Annotated in this window: 16 protein-coding genes and 1 pseudogene; 9 read left to right on the top strand and 8 right to left on the bottom strand. The window is 37.2% G+C overall.

Going from position 1 to position 22,119, the window contains the following annotated elements:
- Positions 1 to 6 precede the first annotated feature (6 nt).
- From FZC41_RS06255 to FZC41_RS06225, 7 genes and pseudogenes are all read left to right on the top strand, one after another.
- Positions 7 to 108 (top strand): annotated as a pseudogene (locus FZC41_RS06255) (ABC transporter permease); the annotation flags it as partial.
- Between the two features lie 24 nt (positions 109 to 132).
- Positions 133 to 1,518 (top strand): dihydrolipoyl dehydrogenase, encoded by a 1,386-nt coding sequence (lpdA, locus tag FZC41_RS06250; protein ID WP_148566539.1) that lies wholly within the window; start codon positions 133 to 135, stop codon positions 1,516 to 1,518.
- 86 nt (positions 1,519 to 1,604) lie between these two features.
- The gene (gene lplA / locus FZC41_RS06245; protein WP_148566538.1) at positions 1,605 to 2,552 is read left to right on the top strand and encodes a lipoate--protein ligase; all 948 of its coding nucleotides are present in this window, start codon (positions 1,605 to 1,607) and stop codon (positions 2,550 to 2,552) included.
- A 74-nt stretch (positions 2,553 to 2,626) separates the two neighbouring features.
- Entirely contained in the window at positions 2,627 to 2,866 is a 240-nt protein-coding gene (locus tag FZC41_RS06240) for a biotin/lipoyl-containing protein (RefSeq protein ID WP_148566537.1), read from the top strand.
- Between the two features lie 13 nt (positions 2,867 to 2,879).
- A complete protein-coding gene (gene lipA / locus FZC41_RS06235) occupies positions 2,880 to 3,788 on the top strand; it encodes a lipoyl synthase (RefSeq protein ID WP_148566536.1) in 909 nt (302 codons plus the stop codon).
- On the top strand, positions 3,760 to 4,755 hold the full coding sequence (gene lplA, locus FZC41_RS06230; RefSeq protein WP_207725021.1) for a lipoate--protein ligase: 996 nt from the start codon (positions 3,760 to 3,762) through the stop codon (positions 4,753 to 4,755). Before lipA ends, lplA (FZC41_RS06230) begins: the two co-directional genes overlap by 29 nt.
- A 107-nt stretch (positions 4,756 to 4,862) precedes the next feature.
- The gene (locus FZC41_RS06225; RefSeq protein WP_170253875.1) at positions 4,863 to 5,807 is read left to right on the top strand and encodes a TRM11 family SAM-dependent methyltransferase; all 945 of its coding nucleotides are present in this window, start codon (positions 4,863 to 4,865) and stop codon (positions 5,805 to 5,807) included.
- A 564-nt stretch (positions 5,808 to 6,371) separates the two neighbouring features.
- Here the strand turns inward: FZC41_RS06225 and FZC41_RS06220 are convergent.
- From FZC41_RS06220 to FZC41_RS06205, 4 genes are all read right to left on the bottom strand, one after another.
- Entirely contained in the window at positions 6,372 to 7,028 is a 657-nt protein-coding gene (locus FZC41_RS06220) for a CPBP family intramembrane glutamic endopeptidase (protein ID WP_170253874.1), read from the bottom strand.
- Between the two features lie 69 nt (positions 7,029 to 7,097).
- Positions 7,098 to 7,298: an IS3 family transposase gene (locus tag FZC41_RS17720; RefSeq protein WP_148566533.1), complete on the bottom strand. Its 201-nt coding sequence runs from the start codon at positions 7,296 to 7,298 to the stop codon at positions 7,098 to 7,100.
- Positions 7,299 to 7,481: 183 nt separating this feature from the next.
- The gene (locus FZC41_RS06210) at positions 7,482 to 8,141 is read right to left on the bottom strand and encodes a class D sortase (RefSeq protein ID WP_186855123.1); all 660 of its coding nucleotides are present in this window, start codon (positions 8,139 to 8,141) and stop codon (positions 7,482 to 7,484) included.
- A 34-nt stretch (positions 8,142 to 8,175) separates the two neighbouring features.
- A complete protein-coding gene (locus tag FZC41_RS06205; protein ID WP_148566531.1) occupies positions 8,176 to 12,435 on the bottom strand; it encodes a SpaA isopeptide-forming pilin-related protein in 4,260 nt (1,419 codons plus the stop codon).
- Between the two features lie 660 nt (positions 12,436 to 13,095).
- Here FZC41_RS06205 and FZC41_RS06200 point away from each other — a divergent pair.
- Positions 13,096 to 14,556, top strand: a complete 1,461-nt coding sequence (locus tag FZC41_RS06200; protein WP_148566530.1) for an AcpB/EbpR/MafR family transcriptional regulator — start codon at positions 13,096 to 13,098, stop codon at positions 14,554 to 14,556.
- A 172-nt stretch (positions 14,557 to 14,728) separates the two neighbouring features.
- On the opposite strand, the gene FZC41_RS06195 is transcribed toward FZC41_RS06200, so the two are convergent.
- Both FZC41_RS06195 and FZC41_RS06190 read right to left on the bottom strand, forming a co-directional pair.
- Positions 14,729 to 15,478 carry a GGDEF domain-containing protein gene (locus FZC41_RS06195; RefSeq protein ID WP_148566529.1) on the bottom strand — a complete coding sequence of 250 codons (750 nt, stop codon included), beginning with the start codon at positions 15,476 to 15,478 and terminating at the stop codon, positions 14,729 to 14,731.
- Positions 15,479 to 15,661: 183 nt separating this feature from the next.
- Positions 15,662 to 16,330, bottom strand: a complete 669-nt coding sequence (locus FZC41_RS06190; RefSeq protein ID WP_148566528.1) for an HD-GYP domain-containing protein — start codon at positions 16,328 to 16,330, stop codon at positions 15,662 to 15,664.
- Positions 16,331 to 16,672: 342 nt separating this feature from the next.
- On the opposite strand from FZC41_RS06190, the gene FZC41_RS06185 reads away from it, so the two are divergent.
- Complete coding sequence (locus FZC41_RS06185) at positions 16,673 to 19,408, top strand: methyl-accepting chemotaxis protein (protein WP_148566527.1); 2,736 nt, start codon at positions 16,673 to 16,675, stop codon at positions 19,406 to 19,408.
- A gap of 222 nt (positions 19,409 to 19,630) precedes the next feature.
- Here FZC41_RS06185 and FZC41_RS06180 read toward each other — a convergent pair whose 3' ends face one another.
- A complete protein-coding gene (locus tag FZC41_RS06180; protein WP_148566526.1) occupies positions 19,631 to 20,968 on the bottom strand; it encodes a sensor histidine kinase in 1,338 nt (445 codons plus the stop codon).
- A 28-nt stretch (positions 20,969 to 20,996) separates the two neighbouring features.
- Complete coding sequence (locus tag FZC41_RS06175; protein ID WP_148566525.1) at positions 20,997 to 21,722, bottom strand: LytR/AlgR family response regulator transcription factor; 726 nt, start codon at positions 21,720 to 21,722, stop codon at positions 20,997 to 20,999.
- Positions 21,723 to 22,119 lie beyond the last annotated feature (397 nt).

The following is a 22,119-nucleotide window of genomic DNA, read 5'->3' as shown; positions in this document are numbered from 1 at the left end:
AAACCTGCCATAGGTAAAATTGCCGGAGATTGGATGACTAAGCTTATGACACTGGGACTAACCGAGGGAGAAGCAGAAGCTAAAATTATTGAGGGCTTTTTAAATTAATTAGCTCATAAAAAGGGAGAAAAAATGAAAATTACCGTTATTGGTGCTGGCCCGGGTGGCTATGAGGCAGCCATTATGGCAGCTAAATTGGGTGCAGATGTGAAAATAGTAGAGAAAAATGAGGTTGGCGGAACATGCCTTAATATTGGTTGTATTCCGACAAAGGCTTTGCTTGCATCGTCAGATGTTTTGACAACGTCATTGGAGGCAGAAAAGTTTGGAGTCTTCAATGATAATACTTATGCAGATCTAAAGCAAATTATTGAACGAAAAGACAAAGTGGTATCCGGTTTAGTTAAGGGAATTAAATTTCTTTTCGAATCGAACTGTGTTAATTTGGTTCGCGGTATTGGCAAATTGATCGATTCAAAAACGGTTGAAGTGAAGCGTGGTGATGGCAGTGTTGAAAAACTGGTTAGTGATAAAATTCTATTAGCGACCGGTTCAATTCCCATATGTCCGGAAATGTTTCATTATGATGGGAAAAGAGTCATTACCAGCACCGAAGCACTTGCTTTAAAAACACCGCCAAAATCCATGATTGTTATTGGCGGTGGCGTTATCGGGTGTGAACTGGGACAATTTTTTAATCGTATGGGGACGAAGATAACGATTGTGGAAATGGCCGACCAGATTTTGAGTTCCGAGGACGAGGATGTGGCTAAACAACTTGTGCGACAGTTTAAACGGGAAAAAATAAAAATATTAACAGCCAATGGCGTTTCTGACGTAAATATTCAGGACTCCAATGTCGTGGTGACATTGAAAAATGGTGAAATTCTAGAAGCAGAAATGATACTGCTTTCCATTGGACGATGTAGCTATTCAAAAGGACTCAACCTGGAAGAAGTAGGAATTAAAATAGATCCGCAGGGTCATATCGAAGTTGATGGTAATCTGGAAACCAGTGTCAAAGGGATTTATGCCGTGGGTGATCTTATCAACACACCATTTTTGGCACACGTCGCTTCTAAAGAAGGGATCATTGCTGCAGAAAATATGATGGGGAAAGCTAAAACTGGCCTTCATAAGGCAATCCCCAGATGTGTGTATACCGACCCACAGGTTGCAGCGGTAGGGTTAACAGAAAAAGAAGCACAGAAAAGAGGAATTCCTTATAAAACGGGTAGTTTTGATTTTAGAGCACTGGGGAAAGCCCAAATCATCGGTAAAATCCAAGGGCAGGTTAAAATTATTGTGGATGAAAAAGATGTGGTTATCGGAGCTTCTATTGTTGGGCCTGAGGCGACTGATCTTCTCGCAGAGTTAACCATGGCAGTACACTTTGGGTTAACGGCAGAAGTACTAGGGGATGTGATCCACCCACACCCAACACTGTCCGAAGCCATCATGGAAGCACTTCATGATGTTCATGGAAAATCAATTAATAAAGTTTCGTTACGATTATAAAATTACAAAAAAAATTGTCAAGCATTTTTGAAAATGTCCCGAAAAAGATAAAACATTAGCACTCATAAAAGAGAGGGCATTAAACGATGAAGTATGTTAATAGTAAAAATAATAATGTTAATTACAATCTTGCCGTTGAAGAGTATATTTTCAGTAACATGATGGATGATGATTTCCTGCTTTTATGGGTGAATGATCCCTGTGTTGTGATTGGAAAGCATCAGAATATTTTTGAAGAAGTCAACTGCAAAGAAATCCAAAAAAATGGAGTGACGGTTGCGCGGCGAAACTCTGGTGGAGGAACCGTTTTTCAGGACAAAGGAAACTTGAACTTTACATTGATCACAGATTATAATCCTGATAATTTTTCAGGGTATGATGAATTTCTCAGCCCAATCATTAAGATTCTAAACGAAATGGGGATACCGGCTGAAAAACGTAATGTTTGCGATATTGCCATAGGCGATAAAAAAATATCGGGAAATGCACAATCGATTAAAAAGAACCGAGTGCTTCATCATGGCACGTTGCTTTTTGATGCTGATTTAGATGCATTACGCACGCAACTCAAACCTGTCAATGGGGAATTTAAATCTAAAGCTGTTAAATCCATCAGGAGCAGTGTCACCAACATCATCGATCATCTGGCTGACAAAAACTTGGATTTCGAGGGCTTTAAAGAGGTAATTCTTAATTCGTTATGCTCAAATGAGATTGATGAGGTCAAGCTTTCAGCAGCAGATATCGAGAAAATTCGGGCACTGGAGAAATCAAAATATGTCACTTGGAATTGGATTTACGGTTTTTCACCGACATTTATATTTAAAAAACGGGGTGACTTCAAAGACCATCAATTTGATTTGTATCTTGTCGTTGAAAAAGGAAAGATAAAAGAAAGTAAATTTAAAAGCATAACTTTGCCTGTTGAAAAAATCGAATCGCTTTTATCAGGGCATCGGTATGACTATTTTGTTTTAACAGATTTATTTAGTGGAATAAAAGATTTAGAAGATTTCGCAGACTGCTTATTTTAATTTATGAGCCTTCTAATTTAACGGACTTATCACAATAATTAAATCAAAAATAGGGACATTTTAAGGGGAAGAAAATGAAAAAAAATATTCAAATGCCAAAACTGAGTGAGAAAATGGAATCCGGGGTACTGGCGGCCTGGAATAAGGAAGTCGGTGAGAATGTTGAAAAGGGTGAGGTGCTTTTCGAAATTGAAACCGAAAAGGTGGTCAGTGAGGTCGAAAGCTTGGAATCTGGGGTTTTGGAAGCGATTTATTTTGAAGCTGGTGACGAGATAAAGGTTGATGATATCATCGCAGTCATCAACTGTGACTAATTGAGAGGTTAAGATGAAAAAAAAACCAGAATGGTTAAAGGTCAGTTATAACAAGGCAGCCGTGGATGAAATTAATGGAATCATGACCAGGCTGAAGCTCAATACCGTTTGCAAGGAGGCCAATTGCCCCAATTTGGGAGAATGCTACAAGAAACGAACCGCCACCTTTATGATCATGGGGAATATCTGCACCCGGCACTGCCGATTCTGTAATGTATCCAGTGGCGTGGTGGAGCCAGTTGATCCCAATGAGCCCATGCATCTGGCAGAGGCTGTTAAAGAGTTGGAGCTAAAACACGTCGTTATTACCAGCGTCACCCGAGATGATCTACAGGATGGCGGAGCCAGACACTTTGCCAATACTATCCGGGCGGTCCGAAAATTAAACCCGGAGGTTTCCATTGAGGTGCTGATTCCCGATCTCAAGGGCGTGAATGACCATCTGGACATTATTATTGAGGCCAATCCAGATGTAATCAACCACAATGTGGAAACGGTGAAGGCGCTGTATCCTCAGGTCCGGCCGGAAGCAAATTACGAACAGTCAATGCACGTGCTCAATTATGTAAAAACGCGGGCACCCCATATCAAAACAAAAACCGGGATCATGGTCGGACTGGGTGAAACGGATGAACAGATTTATCAGGTCATGGACGATAGTTTAGAAGCCGGCTGTGATATCTTCACCATTGGTCAGTATCTGCGGCCATCCTCAAAGCACTTCGAGGTTAAGGAATATGTGACCCCGGAGAAATTTGCGGCCTATAAAAAAATTGGAGAAGCAAAGGGCTTTTACTACATCGCCAGCAGCCCTCTGGTTCGCAGCTCCTACCGGGCGGAAGAAGCGTTAAGAAGTGACTCTCATCGAAGAGAGGCATTAGGAAATGAAGCCAATGGAGGAAACAACTGTGATTTATATTGAAAACAATGTCACGGATCCCTTTTTTAATTTTGCTCTGGAATATTATCTGATGACTGAAAAAAATCTGAACGAGGACCAAGTTTTTATTTTCTGGCGAACCGAACCGACCTTGATGATCGGTAAATATCAGAATACCATTGAAGAGATCAATGAGATTTTTGCCAGAAACCATGGGGTCAAGGTGGTGAGACGCATCACGGGAGGCGGTACCATTTACACCGATATGGGTGGTTGGCAGTTCAGTTTTATCACCCGGGGTCAAGCCGAAACCATCGACTTCAATAAATACATCGGGCCGGTGATAGCAGGACTGGAAAAACTGGATGTGCCTACCGAATTCAACAGCCGGAATGATTTGGTCATTCATGGCAAAAAGTTCTCCGGCAATGCCCAGTGCCTGTTAAACGGTTATACCCTCCATCACGGATCACTTTTGTTCAATACGGATTTTGAGCAGATGGTCAAATGTCTGACAGTGGATGATAATAAAATCATATCAAAGGGCATCAAATCCGCTAAGGAACGGGTAACAAATATTTCCGAATATCTTAAAGAACTTATCGATATGGATACCTTCAGACAGTTGATGGTGGAGAGTATCATGCAGGGATCAAAGAAAGAATACCGGCTTAACGATGACGATCTGGAACGGATCCATACTATCGCTAAAGAGAAATTCGAAAGCTGGAATTGGAATTATGGCGAATCACCAAAATTCAACATCATCCGAACCGGTCGGTTTGATGGTGGAAAAATGGAATTCAAGATGGATGTAAACAAAGGAAAAATTACGGATTGCCATATTTATGGGGATTTCTTTGGCAGCATCGATATTTTAGTTCTTTGTCATGCTCTCATCGGCTGCAATTACGAAAGAGAAAGCATTAAAAAAGCAATCGAACAATGTGATATTAAGAAGGCCTTCTATAATATCAATGAAGAAGAACTGGCAGATATTATCTGTTAGACTAATTAGTTGGAACAAAATAACCGGTAGGATTGAAGTATACCAGAGGTAGAAGTGTGGACAAAACACGGAATCGGAAACATCAAATAAACCATGAGGTGATGCAAATGAAAACAGGACGGTTCATTTATAATTTGAATTATCCTATTTATGAAAAAGAAAGTTGTGAAATTGAGGTGCGCGCTCTTTTTAAGTTCGATTTGAAAGAAAAAGTCTTTTTTGAAAATAGAAAAGTTCATCCTTCCATAAGTCCATTTTTAAAAAGCAGGTTGGAAATTATATACAAGGCTTCCACGTTTTTAGAACTTATAGAGTTGACAACGAAAGCTAAGATAGTAGCATCAGAGTTCATGGTTAAATATATGGAATTGGGAATAGATGACCCGCACTTCAAGAAAAGACGAGCGTATTGCAAAGCAATAGGTCTTGCTATTGGGGGGCTTGCTTGTTATACTTCACCAAAAATTATATTTGGAATTACTTTTTATAAGGGGAACTGGTACTTTGGAAAATTAACAGAGCGAAGTCTTTATTGGAAAAAGCATAATAAGAAACCGAATTCGTATTCTAGTTCTATCGGTCTAAGTACTGCAAAAGTTCTTGTGAATATTGCGGGGAATGGCGATACATCCAAACGATTAATAGATCCATGTTGTGGTGTCGGGACGGTATTATTAGAAGGTATTTGGGCAGGATATGATATTATAGGGTGTGAAATAAATAGTAAAACTGCTGAAAATGCACGAAAAAACTTGAGATATTTTAACTATGAAGCAAAGGTTATTACTGGAGATATTCAGGATATAGATGATAGTTTTGATGCTGCCATTGTAGATCTTCCATATGGTAATTTCAGCTTTAAAAATGATGAAAATCAATTAAAAATCATTAGGAATGCGATAAGAATTTCAAAAAAAATCGTATTGGCTTCATCAGAAGATATAAGTGATGAACTCGTACAGGAAAATCTCAAAATCATAGATCATTGTAAAATTGGGAAAAATAAAAATGGTGATTTTTTGCGTTATATCTGGGTATGCGAAGTAGGATAGATGAATTTAGAGGAAAACAAGGACTTGGAAAATAAGATGACCATACGCAGTATGGTTATAAATAGAGTTTTCGAATATAAGATAATTCAATTAGCATATTAAGTGACTCATATATCGAGTTTGAATAAGGAAGAAAATATAGCAATAACGTTTATCGAGAAAAAACATCCTGTTGTGTGAATAGGATGAAGGGGTTAACAAGGAATGTAATCTTTTTTCATAATTCATACGTCTTTTCTTTCAATGTACCGCTTTATCTTTCAATTTGGGACTGCACTTTTATGATATCATTCCACATTAGTGATAGCGATATTGGTCGTGTAATAGATGAGATAAAAAACAAATGCAATAAGCTACTGAAAAATCTGTATTTAGATTTTAGAAAAGAATACAATGACAATACTTTTAATGAAGAATATCAAAAAGGTAAAAGTAAGTATTGTCGGTAAATAGAACTCGCCGTCCATAATGTGACAATTTTTAAGGGAAGCCATTCTTGGCTTCCCTTAATTCACATTTTATAATGATTGCTGATTAATTATTAATAAAGATTATGCTTGAAATCTATAATAAAATACAACTCAATATTAATATGTATACATCATGAAGACCATGAGCAATGCCCAATGATAGGGTTGAACAGTTTTTAATTTTCAACTTTGCTAATCCAAGTATTACTCCAATTAATGCTGTCAAAATCACTTGTAAGAAGTCTTGTCCATTTGGAAAATGCCAAATACCAAACATAAGAGCAGAGATTGCTACAGCCCATGTCCCCGAATTAGTCATAGTATGAAAACGTTCCATAAAATAACCCCTAAATAGCATTTCTTCACCCATTCCAACAAATAGCATATCAAAAATTATGTAATATACAATGATACCAATTCTATTTTCTTTTGTACTCAACAACATGCCTTTATTATTCCCTAATATAAAAACAGCAATAGTAAGAAAAAATGCCAGTACCATGAAAATCTCTACACCTATCAACAGCTGTTTTAGTAATTCACCTTTTCTAAATCCTAATGTGCCAATAGAACTTTTCATTATCTTGCACACAATAAACGGCGTACCTACAAGCAAAATATACAACAAGGGTTTAATACTCATTTTTAAAATATCATTTCCAATATGTTTAAATACCATTGGGGCTACAATAACAATAGCAAATGTAAAAAACATAACCACTGACACTTCGATTTTAGATTTTGTTTTCATTCTATCCCTCATTTCTTATAAAATCTTAATGAACAAACAAATTACTGTTCATGGATTGTCAACACTTTTTTAGACAACTTTTTTGTAGGCTAGTTCCCGAAATGACATAGGTGTTAAATAGCCAAGTGACGAATGAATCCGAATGTTGTTGTACCAATTGACATAATCGGAAAGCATCAGTTTCAAGTAATCCAGAGATTTCGCTGATCTGTGTTTGTGAGGGATCGAAAATAGAGTAAAAGGTGTTCCCAACGATAACGGAGGAAACATACTCTTTTTATTATAATAGAAGATTTAGTTGTTGATGCTTTCTTATCTCATCGGACTATTGTTCGCCAGTCGATTATAATGTATGATGTCCGCGCTACTTTTGTCCGAAAAGGGGTTGTCTATCCATTCTTTCTCTCTAAACAGATGGGACGCCAATGGACTATGGTTCAATAAAAAATTTATTTATTGAATCTGGGCCAAGGTTCCTTTGACGATTAAACGATGTGTCGCAATGCGAATCGGGGTACAGGTAATTAAAGTAATCTGAGAATCTGAAGTCTGATCAAGCACCCAGACGTCTTCAGGATTGACGACCTGTTTATCGGTTACCGTATAGGTATATGTTTTTTGATTATAAGACAGAATAATGGCATCATTGACTTCCAGTTCATCCAGTCGGTTAAAATGTTCACCCCAGAGGTAATTCCGGTGACCAGCGATTGAACAATTACCAGTTTGTCCCGGCAAAGCCGTGTTTTCAAAATGAGCAACCGTGTATTGCATGGTAAGGTCAGAGACACCTTCACCAATGGGAACAACTAAATCAATTTTGGGTATGGTGAGAAGTCCAATAATTTTGATGCCATCGGGTATTCCTGAGTCTGAAAGTTCGTTCTGTTTTTGGGCAGTATTATTGGTGTTAACACTATTTTCCATTGACGAGAGATCGCTTAGAGTATTTTTATACGCCTCAAGCAGCAGCTTTTCCTGATAGTCTGTGTATAAACGAATCATGAACACAAAAAATATCAGCAGGAATCCTGCCGATATTAGTAAGAGCGGAAAATATTTCTTGATCCAGCGAAGGGGCTCTTTGGGTTTATTAAAATTAGATGGAGGCATGCTTTTGCACGACTCCATCTGAGAAGGTTTTATGTTATGCTTTTTTTTCATTTTTTTGTTTCTTTCTGTTGAGATAATTCAGCACAATACCCAAGACAACCAGGGCTGCACCCACCAAACCCAGTGTTGTCGCATCCCAAAACCCGCCAGTTTGGGGAAGTGCATTTTTTTGAATGCCAGTTTGACTGGAACCAGAGGTCTTATCGTTTGGACTGTCATTACCGGTGGAATTTCCAGCTGGTATTACCGTTGCAGCTGTATTTGCATAGGTATATTCATAGGTCTTGTTCACTTCAGTCGATAGGCTGATCACTTCATTGCTGAGGAGATAGCCTGCTGGGGGGGTTGTCTCCCTGATGGAATATGATCCAGGAGTGACAGTAGCGAAAGTAGCAAATCCCGAACTGTCAGAGGTGGAAGTTTGTACTACAGCACCGGACTCATTGTACAATGTGAACACTGCGCCAGGTAGTTGCACTTTTGACTGCGCATCAACTTTGATGACCTGGATAATCCCATGCTGAAGCGAATTTATATCGTCGTAATTAACAATCGTATAGGGGCTTGCCTTTACCTCAGTTCGTTCAGCCGATACGGTAGCTTTCGATTCGGTATCAGAAAGCATATAACCGCTTGGGGCTGTCACTTCTTTAATGGTGTAACTGCCATAAGGAACCTCAGCGAAATGAACCAGTCCTTCATCATTGGACACAGCCGTTTTAACCAGGGTGCCAGCGGCATCATAGAGTCCGAATTCAGCACCGAAAAGCGGATTGAAATTAACATCAGTTTTCTTCAGTTCAATGGAGCCAGACAAAATAGGACTTGTACTACGGGTATTGACCACTGTGTAGGGATTCCCTTTTACATTTAAATTATCTGCGGTTACACTGGCCGTTGCTGCGGCGTCGGAAAGGGTATAGCCAGTAGGGGCTGTTACTTCTTTAATGGTGTAACTGCCATAAGGAACCTCAGCGAAATGAACGAGCCCTTCATCATTGGACACAGCCGTTTTAACCAGGGTGCCAGCGGCATCATAGAGTCCGAATTCAGCACCGGAAAGCGGTGCTCCGTTGGTATCTGTCTTCAATAGTTCGATGGAACCATGAGGCTCCACAACCGGTGGAATGGGAACATTGGCCAGTTTGTCCGAAGTTTTCACGGTTTTTTGACCAATTAGCGGAGCACCGCCGCCAATGATGTCGGGATTTAACAGGTAGCCAACGGGAGCTGCAATTTCTTTTATATAAAATACCCAGGATGGTAATTGATCAAAAACTGCGTTACCATCTTTATCGGTGACAGTGGTGACGATGTTACCGGACTTCATAATTGGCTGTTGGTTCACATTCAACAGCTGGTAGGTGGCACCTGCCACCGCTTTTCCGTTGCCATCATCTTTATAGACCGTGAGTTTGTTGCTGTTGCTGCCGCCTTTGGAGAATAGATCTGTAATCACAATTTTACCAGCAGTGGCGTCCCCGGTTGGACTATTTGCAGCACCAGTCAAGGTGATTTTGTTCGCAAAGCTGAGATCATCGGTTAGAATATTGGTGGTAAAATCTAAATAGTAGGCATGTTTACCGGCTGGCAAATTAACCTTAAGGGTATTATTGTTATCAGCTGTTGGCCAGTCAACCGTATAACTTTGGCTGTCAACGAGTTGGTCAGACTTCGTCACCGTTCCATCTGAATTGATGGTTGCCTCATAAAGCTTGAGCGAATTGGTATCAAGCTGGAGACCGGGGTCGAGCACATCGGTGACCACCGCATCTTTCAGATCGAGACCAGCTTTGTTTAGAACCGCTGTCCAATCAATATGGTTTGAAGGGTTGTTCACATCGTAGGAATGGGACTTTGTCAGAATAGGATTATTAATCATCACATTGGCAGAAGCCGACACTGGAGTTAATATTTCGTTAGCTTCAAGTTTGGCGTTATTTTGGAAAGGCTTAGCAGTTGTCCATTGACTAATTAATGCTGAGTCCAAAAGCTTTGTATAGAAGGTAATGGTGTACTGGGTGTCAATTTTTCCGTCTGCATCTTTAATGCCAGCAAAGTCATAGGTAAATGTTTTTTTGTCCGAACTGATTGTTGGAATACCAGTAGTTGGAGTTGTATCTCTCAATTTTAGAATCTGGAAGGGATGAGCGTCATCAATCTGCAGTTCCATACCTTCAGGAAGGGTGTCTGTTAATAAAGTATTGGTCAGCGGCAGTTGATTGCGATTAACCACAATTTGCCATTTGGCAGTGTGGTCTGCATAGTTATAGTCGCCAAGCGGTGTTTTTGCTAAAAGCTGGCTGTCAAAGATTTTATTCCCGGTTATTGCAGTGGAAGTTTCACCTCGATTCAACGCTACGCTGTTTTCAAAGGCTACGAATGCGTTTTGATAGAGTGAATTGGGATCGGTGATTTGTGTGTAATAGTCAATGGTATAGGTATCGGTGAATTCATTAGCACTTAAAGTATAGGTAAAACCAGTATCGGATGAGCTTCCGCTTCCGCTTAAAGTACTTGTTGCTTGAAAATTCTGGCTATAACCTTTTTTCACGGTGAAGGGATGAGTGCCATCAATGACCAGCTTCTGTCCAACAGGAATGGTGTCAGTGACAGAGCTTTCAGCAGGCATGGTCACATTATTTGTATTGACCCTAATTATCCAGTGGATAAAGTTGGTTTTGGTGTGGTCATAGGTTGGTTCGCCATCAGAATATTTAAAGATCAGTCCGCCGACACCGGCACCAACGGCGGCCTTATCTGATGGAGGCGTCGACTTATTGGGATTCTCGTTCCAGATCAACTGGGCATTGTTGGTAAAGAGAATGGGATCATTACTGTTTAGGTATCCATCGCGGACAGGGAGCCTGGTGTAGTAGGTCAGGGTTGCGGTTCCGTTTAGTTGCTCAGTCGGGAACCGATAAGTGAGTTTCCTGTTGCTGTCACTGTATGTATAGGTTCCGGGGTCTGTGCCTTGCGATACAGTGGCAACAGTATCGTCATTGAATTGAATTTGAACTGGATAGGTAGTGTCGTCAGCAAACAATGTTAACCCATCCGGAAGCGTATCGACAATTTGAGCTCCGGTTATGGTGCCATTTTCGGGAACAGTAACCGTGACCGTCCACTTTCTGATAGTACCATCCGTAGCACCATACGGTGCCGAATTGTCAGCTGATTTATCAATCCAGTTAACCTCCACCGCTGCATGGGCTGGTTCAGTTACCTTGTTTCCATCTTTTGTTAGATTGGCAGTATTCGTAAAGGTTGAAGATTCATTGCCATCATCAGTTCCATCTTCATTGGCAAAGGAGGTTGGCGACGTTTTATAGGTAATGGTCTGGGTGCCGGTGGTACTATTGGGGAAAGTATAGCTTATTGAGGGAGCAGTAGAATCAATGATCAAAGCATTGTCATTCACATTGTTGCTTCCACTGTTTCCATTGTTTCCATGACCCTGGTTTCCTATGTTTCCAGCTGTAAAAGAATTGGACACATAGGTCTGATTGTTACTGAAAGTGTCCAACAAGGTATAGCCGCTTAAATCAATTGTGTCAGGACCGGCTGTAACCGTCCAGGTGATTTGGTTGGTAGCAGCATCATAAACACCGGATTTTTCCAGAGTGAAGGTTGCTGTCGACGGTTGTTCTCTTGTAAAGGTAATGGTCTGATCACCCAGGTTCATACTGGTTGTACCAGTGTCACCATCAGAAAGGGCATCAAAGGTTCCATCAATGCGTATTGCTAACCACATATTGTTGTGGTTAGCGACGGTTTCGTCAAAATCCACTCTTACGATATTACCTGATATGGACCAGGTTCCCATCTGCCACACGACAGGATTATTGGGATCGGTATTATCGCTAGCCATGATTTTATTGTCTGTACCAGGATCGATAAAAGTAATGCCTTCCGGCAGGGTAACAGTGAAAAAGTTTGAACCGCTATAAGTATAGGCATTACCACTACTCTCATCGCCATCCACTAAATGAAAGGCGTAATTAATTGCGATTTTGTCACCTGCCGGGATATTTGAATAGGTAAGATTGCCATTCGTTACGGTTGGTGCGATTTCAGCAGTTCCATCAGGTTTCGTCACTGTTATGGAAGAATTACCTCCGGTATTTGTGTAATCACCAGTTGCTTCATGGATGACCAAATACTGGCTTTGACCAGTGAGATCGTTGGGAATAGTAGTTACTCCTTCAGCTAACGCGGTTAATGCGGCTGAAGCCGCCAACAAAAAAACCACGAAATATAATAATCCAATAATTTTATTTGTGTAAATTTTCATAAGTTACCTCACTTCAGTATAAAAAAATTTTATATTTTGCCAGCTTGTTAAGTTATGCTTAATAAGTTATTTTTTTGCATATATTAAACAGTTTGGTACGATGTTCACCGCATTGTACAGAACTGTATTATAGAAACGGATGGAACATAAGAATTTTTGAGAGCGTCTAGATTTCTTTCGCATTTGATTGTGGTCGTTTACACAAAGCGTGATGTAATATAAAAATGTTGTTATAAATTAATTTAGGTAAATTAGACAGACACAGCTACCACTAAGCAAACGTAGGCAATTCTCTTTTAAAATAGAATTGAAACGAACAAATAAATAATAACAAACAAACATGAATATAATTATGCTATTTTACTACGTAAGGAAGTAAAAAATCCGTTCTTGTTTTGCTGGGACATATGCAATATTTGATAAGCAATTAAGGATTCTAAATTACGGTTTGAAACATACTCAAAAAATTAAAAAAAAATCGTCAACCCGTATTATTTTTATGAATAATACGGGCTAATTCGATTAGTTAATTAATAAAAAATGAATTCGATACTATAGATTGGCAATTCAGAACATAATCGAATATTTAATACAAAAAATAATATAGTATTAAGCTAAACTCGAATTATTCGCAAACATTGATATTTAGGGAGGTTTGTCATGCGTAAATTATTAGAACGTTCTTCTCAACGGATCATAAATATTTTGGATGTTTTTGTTACTCAGGAAGGTTGGATAACAATTGGAGAATTGTCAGAATTAGTTGATGCCGGGGTAAGAACCATCAGCAATGATGTTGGAATAATCAAAAAAAGGTGGGGAGCAGAACTCAACATAGAGGTGTCCACAAAATGGGGAATTAAGTTGCACAACCAGAATGTTGCGACGATCGGTAATGTTTTTAAGCAGATCTTTAATGAGTCAATTGCATTGAAATGGTTAGAAGAAATCTTCTTTTTCCCTGGTAAAAGAATTGAATTTTATGAAGACCGACTTTTTGTAAGTCGGTCAACCCTTATTCGAACCTTACCGGATCTGAACAAGTATCTCAATACCATTGGAATGGAAATTAAGCGCATCAATAACCAGTACAATGTGATTGGAAACAGCGAAATGCATCTAAGACAGTTATTTTCCGGATTTTTGCTGGAACTTCATGGACTTAACCTGAAAAAACGAGAGCTCGATGTGGATTTAAGTTTATTAAAAAAAATCTTGCATCAAACCCTAATGAAAAACCTTGAGCCGGAAGAAACAAGCTTTATTTTCAACAATGAGCTCTTTGTGGTTTACTATAGTATGTATTACCTCGTTTCGCTGGTTAGGGAAAATCAGGGCTTTAGCGATTTGCGTTACAATAATAGCAGCAGCTACGCCGACACTGTAATTGAGGATGATGAATTGGGACGCTTAAAGGTGTTTTTCCCTAACATTACGTCAGATAGCATTCAACCGATTTCTGGATTTATTCTGAGCCAATACATCGGATGGGATAACATAGACGAAAAATGGTTGGTAGAGAATGAAACAGGTTTGTTTTATCAACGTATATTTAACGGCATGCGTTTGTTGCTCAATGAAGAAATGCATGAAAAACTTGAATTCATGTTACGTTCTTTGTATTTGGCACAAAAATTTAGACCCTTTAGTAACTCAACTTTATTTGATCGGATTTACTATTTTTCAATGACCCTTAAACAATATAATTTTTCACTATATCAATTGTTTGAAACAAATCTAAATATTTTCTCGAAAAAAACTGAAATGGATATGTCAGGCAGAATCTATGATTTGTTATATTGGAGCAGTCTCATTTTACCCGAAATCAATCATAACAGAAAGCCAATGCGCCTACTGGTTATCAGCGATTTTGGTGTCAATCACGCTCATTTTATTGCAAGGTACATGGAGAACTATTTTAAGAATGATGTTTCCGACTTGACTGTGGATGTGGGTGATTATCCGGAAGTATTGAGAGAAGGAAGTTTCGATCATTATCACATCATAGTTACAACCATTTCACATTTGTCCATTGATCATAATAATATTGTTCTCATCAATGATTATCCCACTGAAGCAAATATGTTTGACTTATATCGAGCCAGCCATAGTGTGCGATAGAACCGTCCTTTTTATAACCAAAAAATTTTATCATTTTAAAAAGGATTAGAGTGTTGTCAAAAGTAGTTATTACCCCATGGTTGATTCTCTAACGGTATATCGATTTCTGGTAAAATCAATAATGAAGGTAACAGTCATTCGCTAAAAATCCTAACACTATTTACAATCTGAATTACATACTTTGATTGTAAAATATTGTCTGATTACGACCATTGTTTTTCGCACAATAAAGTGCTTTGTCAGCTTGTTTCAAAGCATCTTCCAACGAAGTCCCAGACCTCAGTTGTGTTAAACCAATACTGATTGTATAGTTAATACTATGACCATTGTCTTTTATGACTGAAAGAGAAATAGATTCATGTAATCGTTCTGCGAATCTAGATGCACCTTCAATTGAAGTCTGATGTAGAAATAAGGCAAATTCTTCGCCCCCAATTCTTCCAACGATATCACTTTTTCTCATAACATCTATAAATATTGATCCTAAGGATGCTATGACTTTGTCGCCACTGGAATGACCATAGCGATCGTTAATCAGTTTGAATTTGTCAATATCGATCATCATCAAACATGAGTCGATTGAATTTCTATCTCCTAGATTAATTAGAGATTCTGATTGCTCAAAAAATGCGCGACGGTTTAGGCATCCCGTCAGTTCATCATAGGTGGCCAATAAACGCATCTCCATCTCCAATTGGTTGATTTGCATGATTAGGTAAATGATCGGAATCAATATAAATGGGGCTGCAAATAATGGTACAATTATTCCCATTAGCAAAGTAATGAACAAGTTTAGATTAATTCCTAAAAGAGAAAATAATAGCCAAATCATAAGTGTTACTGCTAAGGAAAATATAATTGAAATTGTCATGACAGCTAAAGTAGTTTTTTTCAAACCTAATTTATCAATTAACTGTCTCATAAAGCTCTCCTTAAATGCGAATTTATAAATGTGAACCTTCTTATAATACGTTTAGTCAACTAAAACTGTCATTATTCGCAACCAATATGAAAAGAATACGCAATAATTATTTTTTAGTCTATGCCAATACGCAGTTAATATTAAATCATTTTAGATGCTTGGTAAGATGTACTAAGAAATGAATTACTCTTCTTTTGTTAGTGCATTCAAAGCATCAGGATTTATCGAAAAATCTAAAAAAATATCAACCAGCGCTGGATCAAAACGCTTGCCAGATTCATTTTCTATGATATCGCAAGATTTATTGCATGATATGTTAAAATCATTCGTTTGCATATTATTTATATATTCATAGACATCAGCAATGGAACATATTCTTGCGATTAACGGTATTTCATTCCTTTTTTTTGCTTGTGGTTGACCTGAACCATCCCACCATTCGTGATGATTTAGTATCACATCTTTTAAAAATATAAAAAGAGGCGTTGTTTCAAACTCTAAATTTTGATTGATTAAAATTTCTAAAAGAAGATGGAAACCTTTTATCTGGTGGTTATCATGAATAGAAAAGTTTGCATTATAAAATGAAAATGTTCTATTGGATAATTGATAAGAAGATGTCAGTTTCCCAATGTCATGATAAAGTGTAGCCCATCCGATATATGGGATCCTTTCAGCTTTCAAAGGTGCTATTCCATCTGTATAATTAAGAAATAAAGCCTTGCGATATAGCTCCATTGAATAGTGAGAGACCAGAATACTATGCTTTTGTATTTCAACTGGTAAATTTATGAAAACATTATTTAGAATTGCTAATATGGTTCTTTCCATATTAGATAAATAAATTGACAAATTGATCTCCTTTTCTCGATTAGCATTACTTTTTATTATAAGTGTTTTTTAATACTTTGGGAAAATTTGTCATGAATTGAGTAATTTTTGTATTCAATTTATGACTTATTCGTTAATAAGGCATATTATTAAGTAATACTTATTCACAAATAAAAAAGAGCATTAAAGTTTTATTTTACTCTAATGCATGAAAAATGACTTTGTTGTAAGGCAGAATGATAAATTCGATACCTAATTCAAGCAATTCAGAGCAAAAATTAGAATTTAGTGTATAAATTATTTAATATTAGAGAAAGGTTCAGATTGAGCAAAACTAAATATAAAAGAAAAGAGGTTTTATTTATGAAATGGTTTTATAACATGAAAATCAGAAGAAAGCTTTTAGTAGGATTTAGTATAGTTGCATTTGTGATCGTAATTGTTGGAATTATTGGGGTAACCAGTATTGAAAAATTACAGCAATCAGATTTTGAACTTTATGAAAACATGATGGTTCCAGTTGAACAAGTAAGTCAGATAGAAATTGATTTTATGCAAATGCGGATCAGTTTAAGGGAGATGATTCTTTCCAATGATTCTCAAGTGATAAAAGAAAAAGCAGACAAAATTGCTGAAATGAGAAAAGAAATTGATACAGTTTCAGAGGAATTAAAAAAATCGCTCCAATCTGATGAAGAAAAAGCAGCTTCTCAAGAATTTGTTGATTCGCAAAAAGAATATATATATCAAGTTGATCCAATAATGGCTCTTGCAATACAGAATCAGGATGAGGAAGCAAATGCGTTAGCAAGTGCTGATGGACTTGCTGTTAAAGCAGCTGTCGCAGAACAAAATGCTATTGATAAGTTACAGACAATGAAATTAGAAGGTGGTAAAGCAAAAGCTGATGCAAATGCTCTTCTGGCTAATAATGTGATAACCACAATGATTATATTTATTCTTCTGGGTGTGCTTTTGGCAATTGCATTAGAAATTTTTATTGGTACTGTCATCAGCAAACCGCTCATAAGAGCATCACATATGTTACAGGAAATGAGCAAGGGTCATCTGGGAGAGCGTTTGAATATGGACACTAAGGACGAAATCGGTCTGATGGCTGTGGCTATGGACTATTTCGCAGATGATCTTCAAAATGTGGTCATTGGTACGATGAACCAGATTTCTGAAGGGGATGTTTCTGCTTATGTAGAAATAAAGGACGCTCAGGATGAAATCTCACCTGCTCTGAAAAAAACCATTGAAACGATTCGGACGCTTATTATTGAAGCTACCATGCTGTCCCAGGCAGCTATAGAAGGACGATTGGATACCCGAGGAAATGCTGAAGCCTTTAATGGTGGATATAAAGAGATTGTGCAGGGGGTGAACCAGACACTGGATGCTGTAGTAGGACCACTTAATGTAGCTGCTGAATATATGGAACGTATCAGCAAAGGTGATATTCCAGCAAAAATTACCGATTCCTATAACGGCGATTTTAATTCAATCAAAAATAACCTCAATACCTGCATCGATGCAGTGAATGCTTTGGTTGCCGATGCTGGAATGTTGGAAAAAGCAGGGGTTGAAGGCCGATTGAATACCAGAGCTGACGCAAGTAAACATGGCGGAGATTTTGCAAAAATCGTGGATGGTGTGAACAATACTCTGGATGCAGTGGTCGGACCATTAAATGTTGCTGCAGAATACGTGGCTCACATTAGTAAAGGTGAAATCCCGACAAAGATTACAGATAATTATAATGGGGAATTTAACACAATTAAAAACAACCTTAATATCTGTATTGATGCAGTAAATGCTCTAGTTGAAGACGCCACCATATTGGCACAAGCTGGAATTGATGGAAACCTAAATACTCGGGCGGATGTCAGCAAACACCAAGGAGATTTCGCCCGTATCGTAGATGGGGTCAATGCTACCCTGGATGCAGTGGTAGCACCAGTCCAGGAAGCCTCAGCCACTTTAAAAGAACTTGCTCAGGGAAACCTGAACACTGCAATGGTTGGCAATTATAATGGGGATTATACCCTCATCAAAGACAATATGAACCAAACCGTTGCATTCCTGAAACGCTATGTTGATGAAATTACCTTCTCATTGGAAGAACTGGGGCAGGGAAATCTGGATCAGCATATCACAACTGAGTATCTTGGCGACTTCTTGGCCATTAAAAATGCCCTTAATGGTATTACTGCAACCTTAAGCACTATCATGGGTGATATCAATGAAGCTGCGGGTCAGGTGGAGGCTGGGGCGACACAAATTTCCGATGGGGGCCAGGCATTATCACAGGGTACCACCGAACAGGCCAGTTCCATTCAGGAACTAACCGCTTCGATTCAAGAAGTCGCACAAGAAACGAAACAAAATGCTGTCCATGCTAATGAAACGAGTGAGCTGGCAACTGCTGTGCGAACCAATGCGGTTATTGGAAATGATCAAATGAAGGAAATGGTGACAGCCATGCTTGAAATTAATGACTCATCAAAGAGCATTTCCAAGATTATAAAAGTCATTGACGATATTGCCTTCCAAACCAATATTTTGGCCCTGAATGCCGCTGTTGAAGCAGCAAGAGCTGGACAACAGGGAAAAGGCTTTGCTGTGGTTGCAGAGGAAGTTCGAAGCCTGGCAGCCAGAAGTGCTGAAGCCGCAAAAGAAACAACCGGCCTCATTGAAGGGTCTATTGATAAAGTAGAAGTTGGAACAAAAATTGTTGATCAAACTGCAGAAAGTCTGAAAGCGATTCTTGATGAAATTGAAAAAGTAACCAGTCTGGTTGAGGACATTGCACGAGCGTCTAATGATCAAGCCTCAGAAATCGCCCAAATTAACCAAGGGATTGAACAGGTTTCCCAGGTCGTACAAACCAATTCCGCCACTGCAGAAGAAAGTGCCGCAGCCAGCGAAGAACTTTCCGGTCAGGCAGAAATACTTAAACAAATGGTGGGCGCTTTTAAACTAAAGACAGATGGATCAATACAGAAAAACATTCATGAAATCAAGAAAAAAAATGACAGCATTCCTGCTACTGAACTAAAAATCCTGTTAGATAATACGGAGTTGGATAAGTATTAGTAAATTAAAAAAAGCAATCAATTATAAACCCACACCATCCAACGAAAGGGATTGTGACAGGTGCTTCTGGAAAATAAATCCGCCAAAGGCACCTGTTTCACATTAACCGATTGACTTAATTCTTATTGAAAAAAAGGAAGTAAAAAGATAGTATTTCCCATATCAAGATCGTACATATAGAGAGGGAAGAAATCTACACTATCTACACATTTTAAAATGGATTTATTCTAGCGGAAAAAGGACTTTTACTGAGAAAACGCTTTCTTTAGAGAGAATTTCAATTATTCCTCCATTTTTTTCGATGATATTTGTAACAATATTGATACCAAGACCATGTAAATTGACATTTTCTTTTGTTGTAAGTAATCGATTGTTATTATTTGATTTCAAATCACCTTCATATGAATTCAAAAATTCAATTAATAGCCAATTATTTGAGGAAGAGCTACTCATGATATTAATAAATCGATTGCTGGGATTATTTATCTTTGAAGTGGAGTCAATAGCGTTATCAATTAAGTTGGAAAAAATACGTACCAAATCTAAATCTTCAAGTCGAACAGATTTGCTCAAATATACATTAGCGGAAAAATTGATGGATTTATATTCGCAAATATTAGCAGTATCAAATAGTATTGCATCAACTAATAAATTGTTTGAATAATCTTTGTTTGTTTTTACGGTATTTTGAAATAAATTTTGAACATCATCGAACAATAGCTTGGCACGTTCTATTTCATTAGTATCTAAGAGCAGTCTGATTGAATTCATTATATTGTTATAGTCATGTCTAAAGATTTTGAAATTTTCATTACATTTCTGGTGAGATCGATAGTGATGAAGTTGTCGTTCAAGTTGATTTTGGAGAAAAAAGGCTTTTAGATCACTTTCAATTAGATAACTAACTTCCAGTGCATTATTAGTTATTAAAAACAATAATAATAAGCTTCCAAAATAAGACTCGATATATAGGATCTCAAACCATAATTGAGGTAGTTGTAAATTTTGACCGTCATGTACTAACATTAAGTAGATGAGCAAAGCAAAACTAAGTAACAGCACAAATTTCTCTTGCAGTCTGTTATTGAAAAACAATTTGACTTTATCTGGCTTTGCATATGAAATTGTCGAAAAATAGGCAAGGAATAAAGCAAAACATATAGAAATAATACTGGATACATTAAACAAAATAGAATTTTCAAAAACTGCTGATATTGAAACATTAAAAATTAAGGAAAGAACGAACAAACCAATTCCCTTAGAAATATAAACCAATAAAATAATCAAGGTTGCACATAAAAGGGATGTGAGTGTGTTGATACGGTAAAGCAACTTAAGCCAAATAAAAATAGAGATCAAGAGAACTAAAGTACCGGCTTGAGAGAGCTTTAGATATGTGAAAATTGCGAAAATAGTGATATTACAAATTGAACAAAGACTAATAAATAAAAAAAAACGTGTATTTATTAGAAAAAGCTTCTGAAAATAAAAAAACGATATAAAAATAAAGATACTTGCTGCTAATACTGCTAATATAAGTGATATTGAATAAGTTGTCATAGAACATTTAGTCTCCTCTTGAATTTGATTATGAGGAGTAATATATGTACTCCATAAAAGATTTTTTTATTTTTTCTGAATAGGTAATCCCAATTGGAATGAATGTATCATCAATCAGGGTCAGACCATTCGGTCGAAATTTAGCGATGTATTGAAGATTTACTACATATGAGCGATGCACACGAATAAAATGTTTATCAATCAGCTGATTTTCGATCTTTTTCATTGTTGTATAATAGTCGATGGTTTTGTCTCGGTCATGATGAACTGTTACTTTTCTTTTGAAAATTTCAAAATAAAGAATATTCTTAATTGGTATGGCAATTAGGCCGGTATTTGATTCAACAAGAAATTTCCCAGTGGATTTTCTCTGGATTAATTGGACGGTTTGTAGGAAAACCCGTTCAAATTTTTCATTTGAAGTATCATTTTTCAAAAGATATTGTGTTGGATTAACATCAAATGATTCAAAGACATAGTCTTCACTATCAGTAAGAAAAATAATCTCGGCATAACAATCGAGCTCTCTTAATTTATTTGCAGTTTCTATTCCATTTACTGAATACATAATAATATCTAAATAGATAATATCCGGTACGATTTTCAAATCCTCCATTTTAAATAAAAGCTCTTCTCCGCTCATAAATTCAAATATTTTTATAATAAGACGATGCTTTTTTGCTATTTGCAAAATTGTTTTTGAATAAGCTAATAAAGCCTTATTATTATCATCACAAATAAATATAGTTATCATTGTTTCACCCGAGGAATTCTATTTTTTTGATTGTATTCAATCATATTTATATATTTATCCATATTTATATAATTAAATCATTGATTTATTATAAAAAAATGAATTCGATACTATTTATCGGCAATTTAGAACAAAAATTAATACTTAATACGAAAAATAGTATAATATTAAGCCAAATTAAGAAATATTTTCAATCTTGATTGAATAAAGACAAACACCATTTTATGAAAAATCTTAGCTGTGATAAGTGATATTTACAAGAATGTGTGAAAGTCAGATTATTAAGTGAACATGTACTGTAAACTTTTATGTAGAACGGAATGACTTGAATTAGTGTTCCTTACCCCAAGATATTGTGGTGATATGGAGAGGAAGGGTAATAAAGAAACAGAATTTA

The organism is Acetobacterium paludosum (assembly GCF_008086595.1).
In the GTDB taxonomy this organism is placed as follows: Bacteria; Bacillota; Clostridia; order Eubacteriales; family Eubacteriaceae; genus Acetobacterium; species Acetobacterium paludosum.
The sequence above is the reverse complement of the archived record's forward strand: the minus strand, read 5'-3'. Positions and strand labels throughout refer to the sequence as shown.

Excerpts from the sequence above, each read along its gene's own strand:
- lpdA (WP_148566539.1), top strand. The coding sequence starts at position 133 with ATGAAAATTACCGTTATTGGTGCTGGCCCGGGTGGCTATGAGGCAGCC.
- lplA (WP_148566538.1), top strand. The coding sequence starts at position 1,605 with ATGAAGTATGTTAATAGTAAAAATAATAATGTTAATTACAATCTTGCC.
- FZC41_RS06240 (WP_148566537.1), top strand. The coding sequence starts at position 2,627 with ATGAAAAAAAATATTCAAATGCCAAAACTGAGTGAGAAAATGGAATCC.
- lipA (WP_148566536.1), top strand. The coding sequence starts at position 2,880 with ATGAAAAAAAAACCAGAATGGTTAAAGGTCAGTTATAACAAGGCAGCC.
- lplA (WP_207725021.1), top strand. The coding sequence starts at position 3,760 with ATGGAGGAAACAACTGTGATTTATATTGAAAACAATGTCACGGATCCC.
- FZC41_RS06225 (WP_170253875.1), top strand. The coding sequence starts at position 4,863 with ATGAAAACAGGACGGTTCATTTATAATTTGAATTATCCTATTTATGAA.
- FZC41_RS06220 (WP_170253874.1), bottom strand. The coding sequence starts at position 7,028 with ATGAAAACAAAATCTAAAATCGAAGTGTCAGTGGTTATGTTTTTTACA.
- FZC41_RS17720 (WP_148566533.1), bottom strand. The coding sequence starts at position 7,298 with ATGTTTCCTCCGTTATCGTTGGGAACACCTTTTACTCTATTTTCGATC.
- FZC41_RS06210 (WP_186855123.1), bottom strand. The coding sequence starts at position 8,141 with ATGCCTCCATCTAATTTTAATAAACCCAAAGAGCCCCTTCGCTGGATC.
- FZC41_RS06205 (WP_148566531.1), bottom strand. The coding sequence starts at position 12,435 with ATGAAAATTTACACAAATAAAATTATTGGATTATTATATTTCGTGGTT.
- FZC41_RS06200 (WP_148566530.1), top strand. The coding sequence starts at position 13,096 with ATGCGTAAATTATTAGAACGTTCTTCTCAACGGATCATAAATATTTTG.
- FZC41_RS06195 (WP_148566529.1), bottom strand. The coding sequence starts at position 15,478 with ATGAGACAGTTAATTGATAAATTAGGTTTGAAAAAAACTACTTTAGCT.
- FZC41_RS06185 (WP_148566527.1), top strand. The coding sequence starts at position 16,673 with ATGAAATGGTTTTATAACATGAAAATCAGAAGAAAGCTTTTAGTAGGA.
- FZC41_RS06180 (WP_148566526.1), bottom strand. The coding sequence starts at position 20,968 with ATGACAACTTATTCAATATCACTTATATTAGCAGTATTAGCAGCAAGT.
- FZC41_RS06175 (WP_148566525.1), bottom strand. The coding sequence starts at position 21,722 with ATGATAACTATATTTATTTGTGATGATAATAATAAGGCTTTATTAGCT.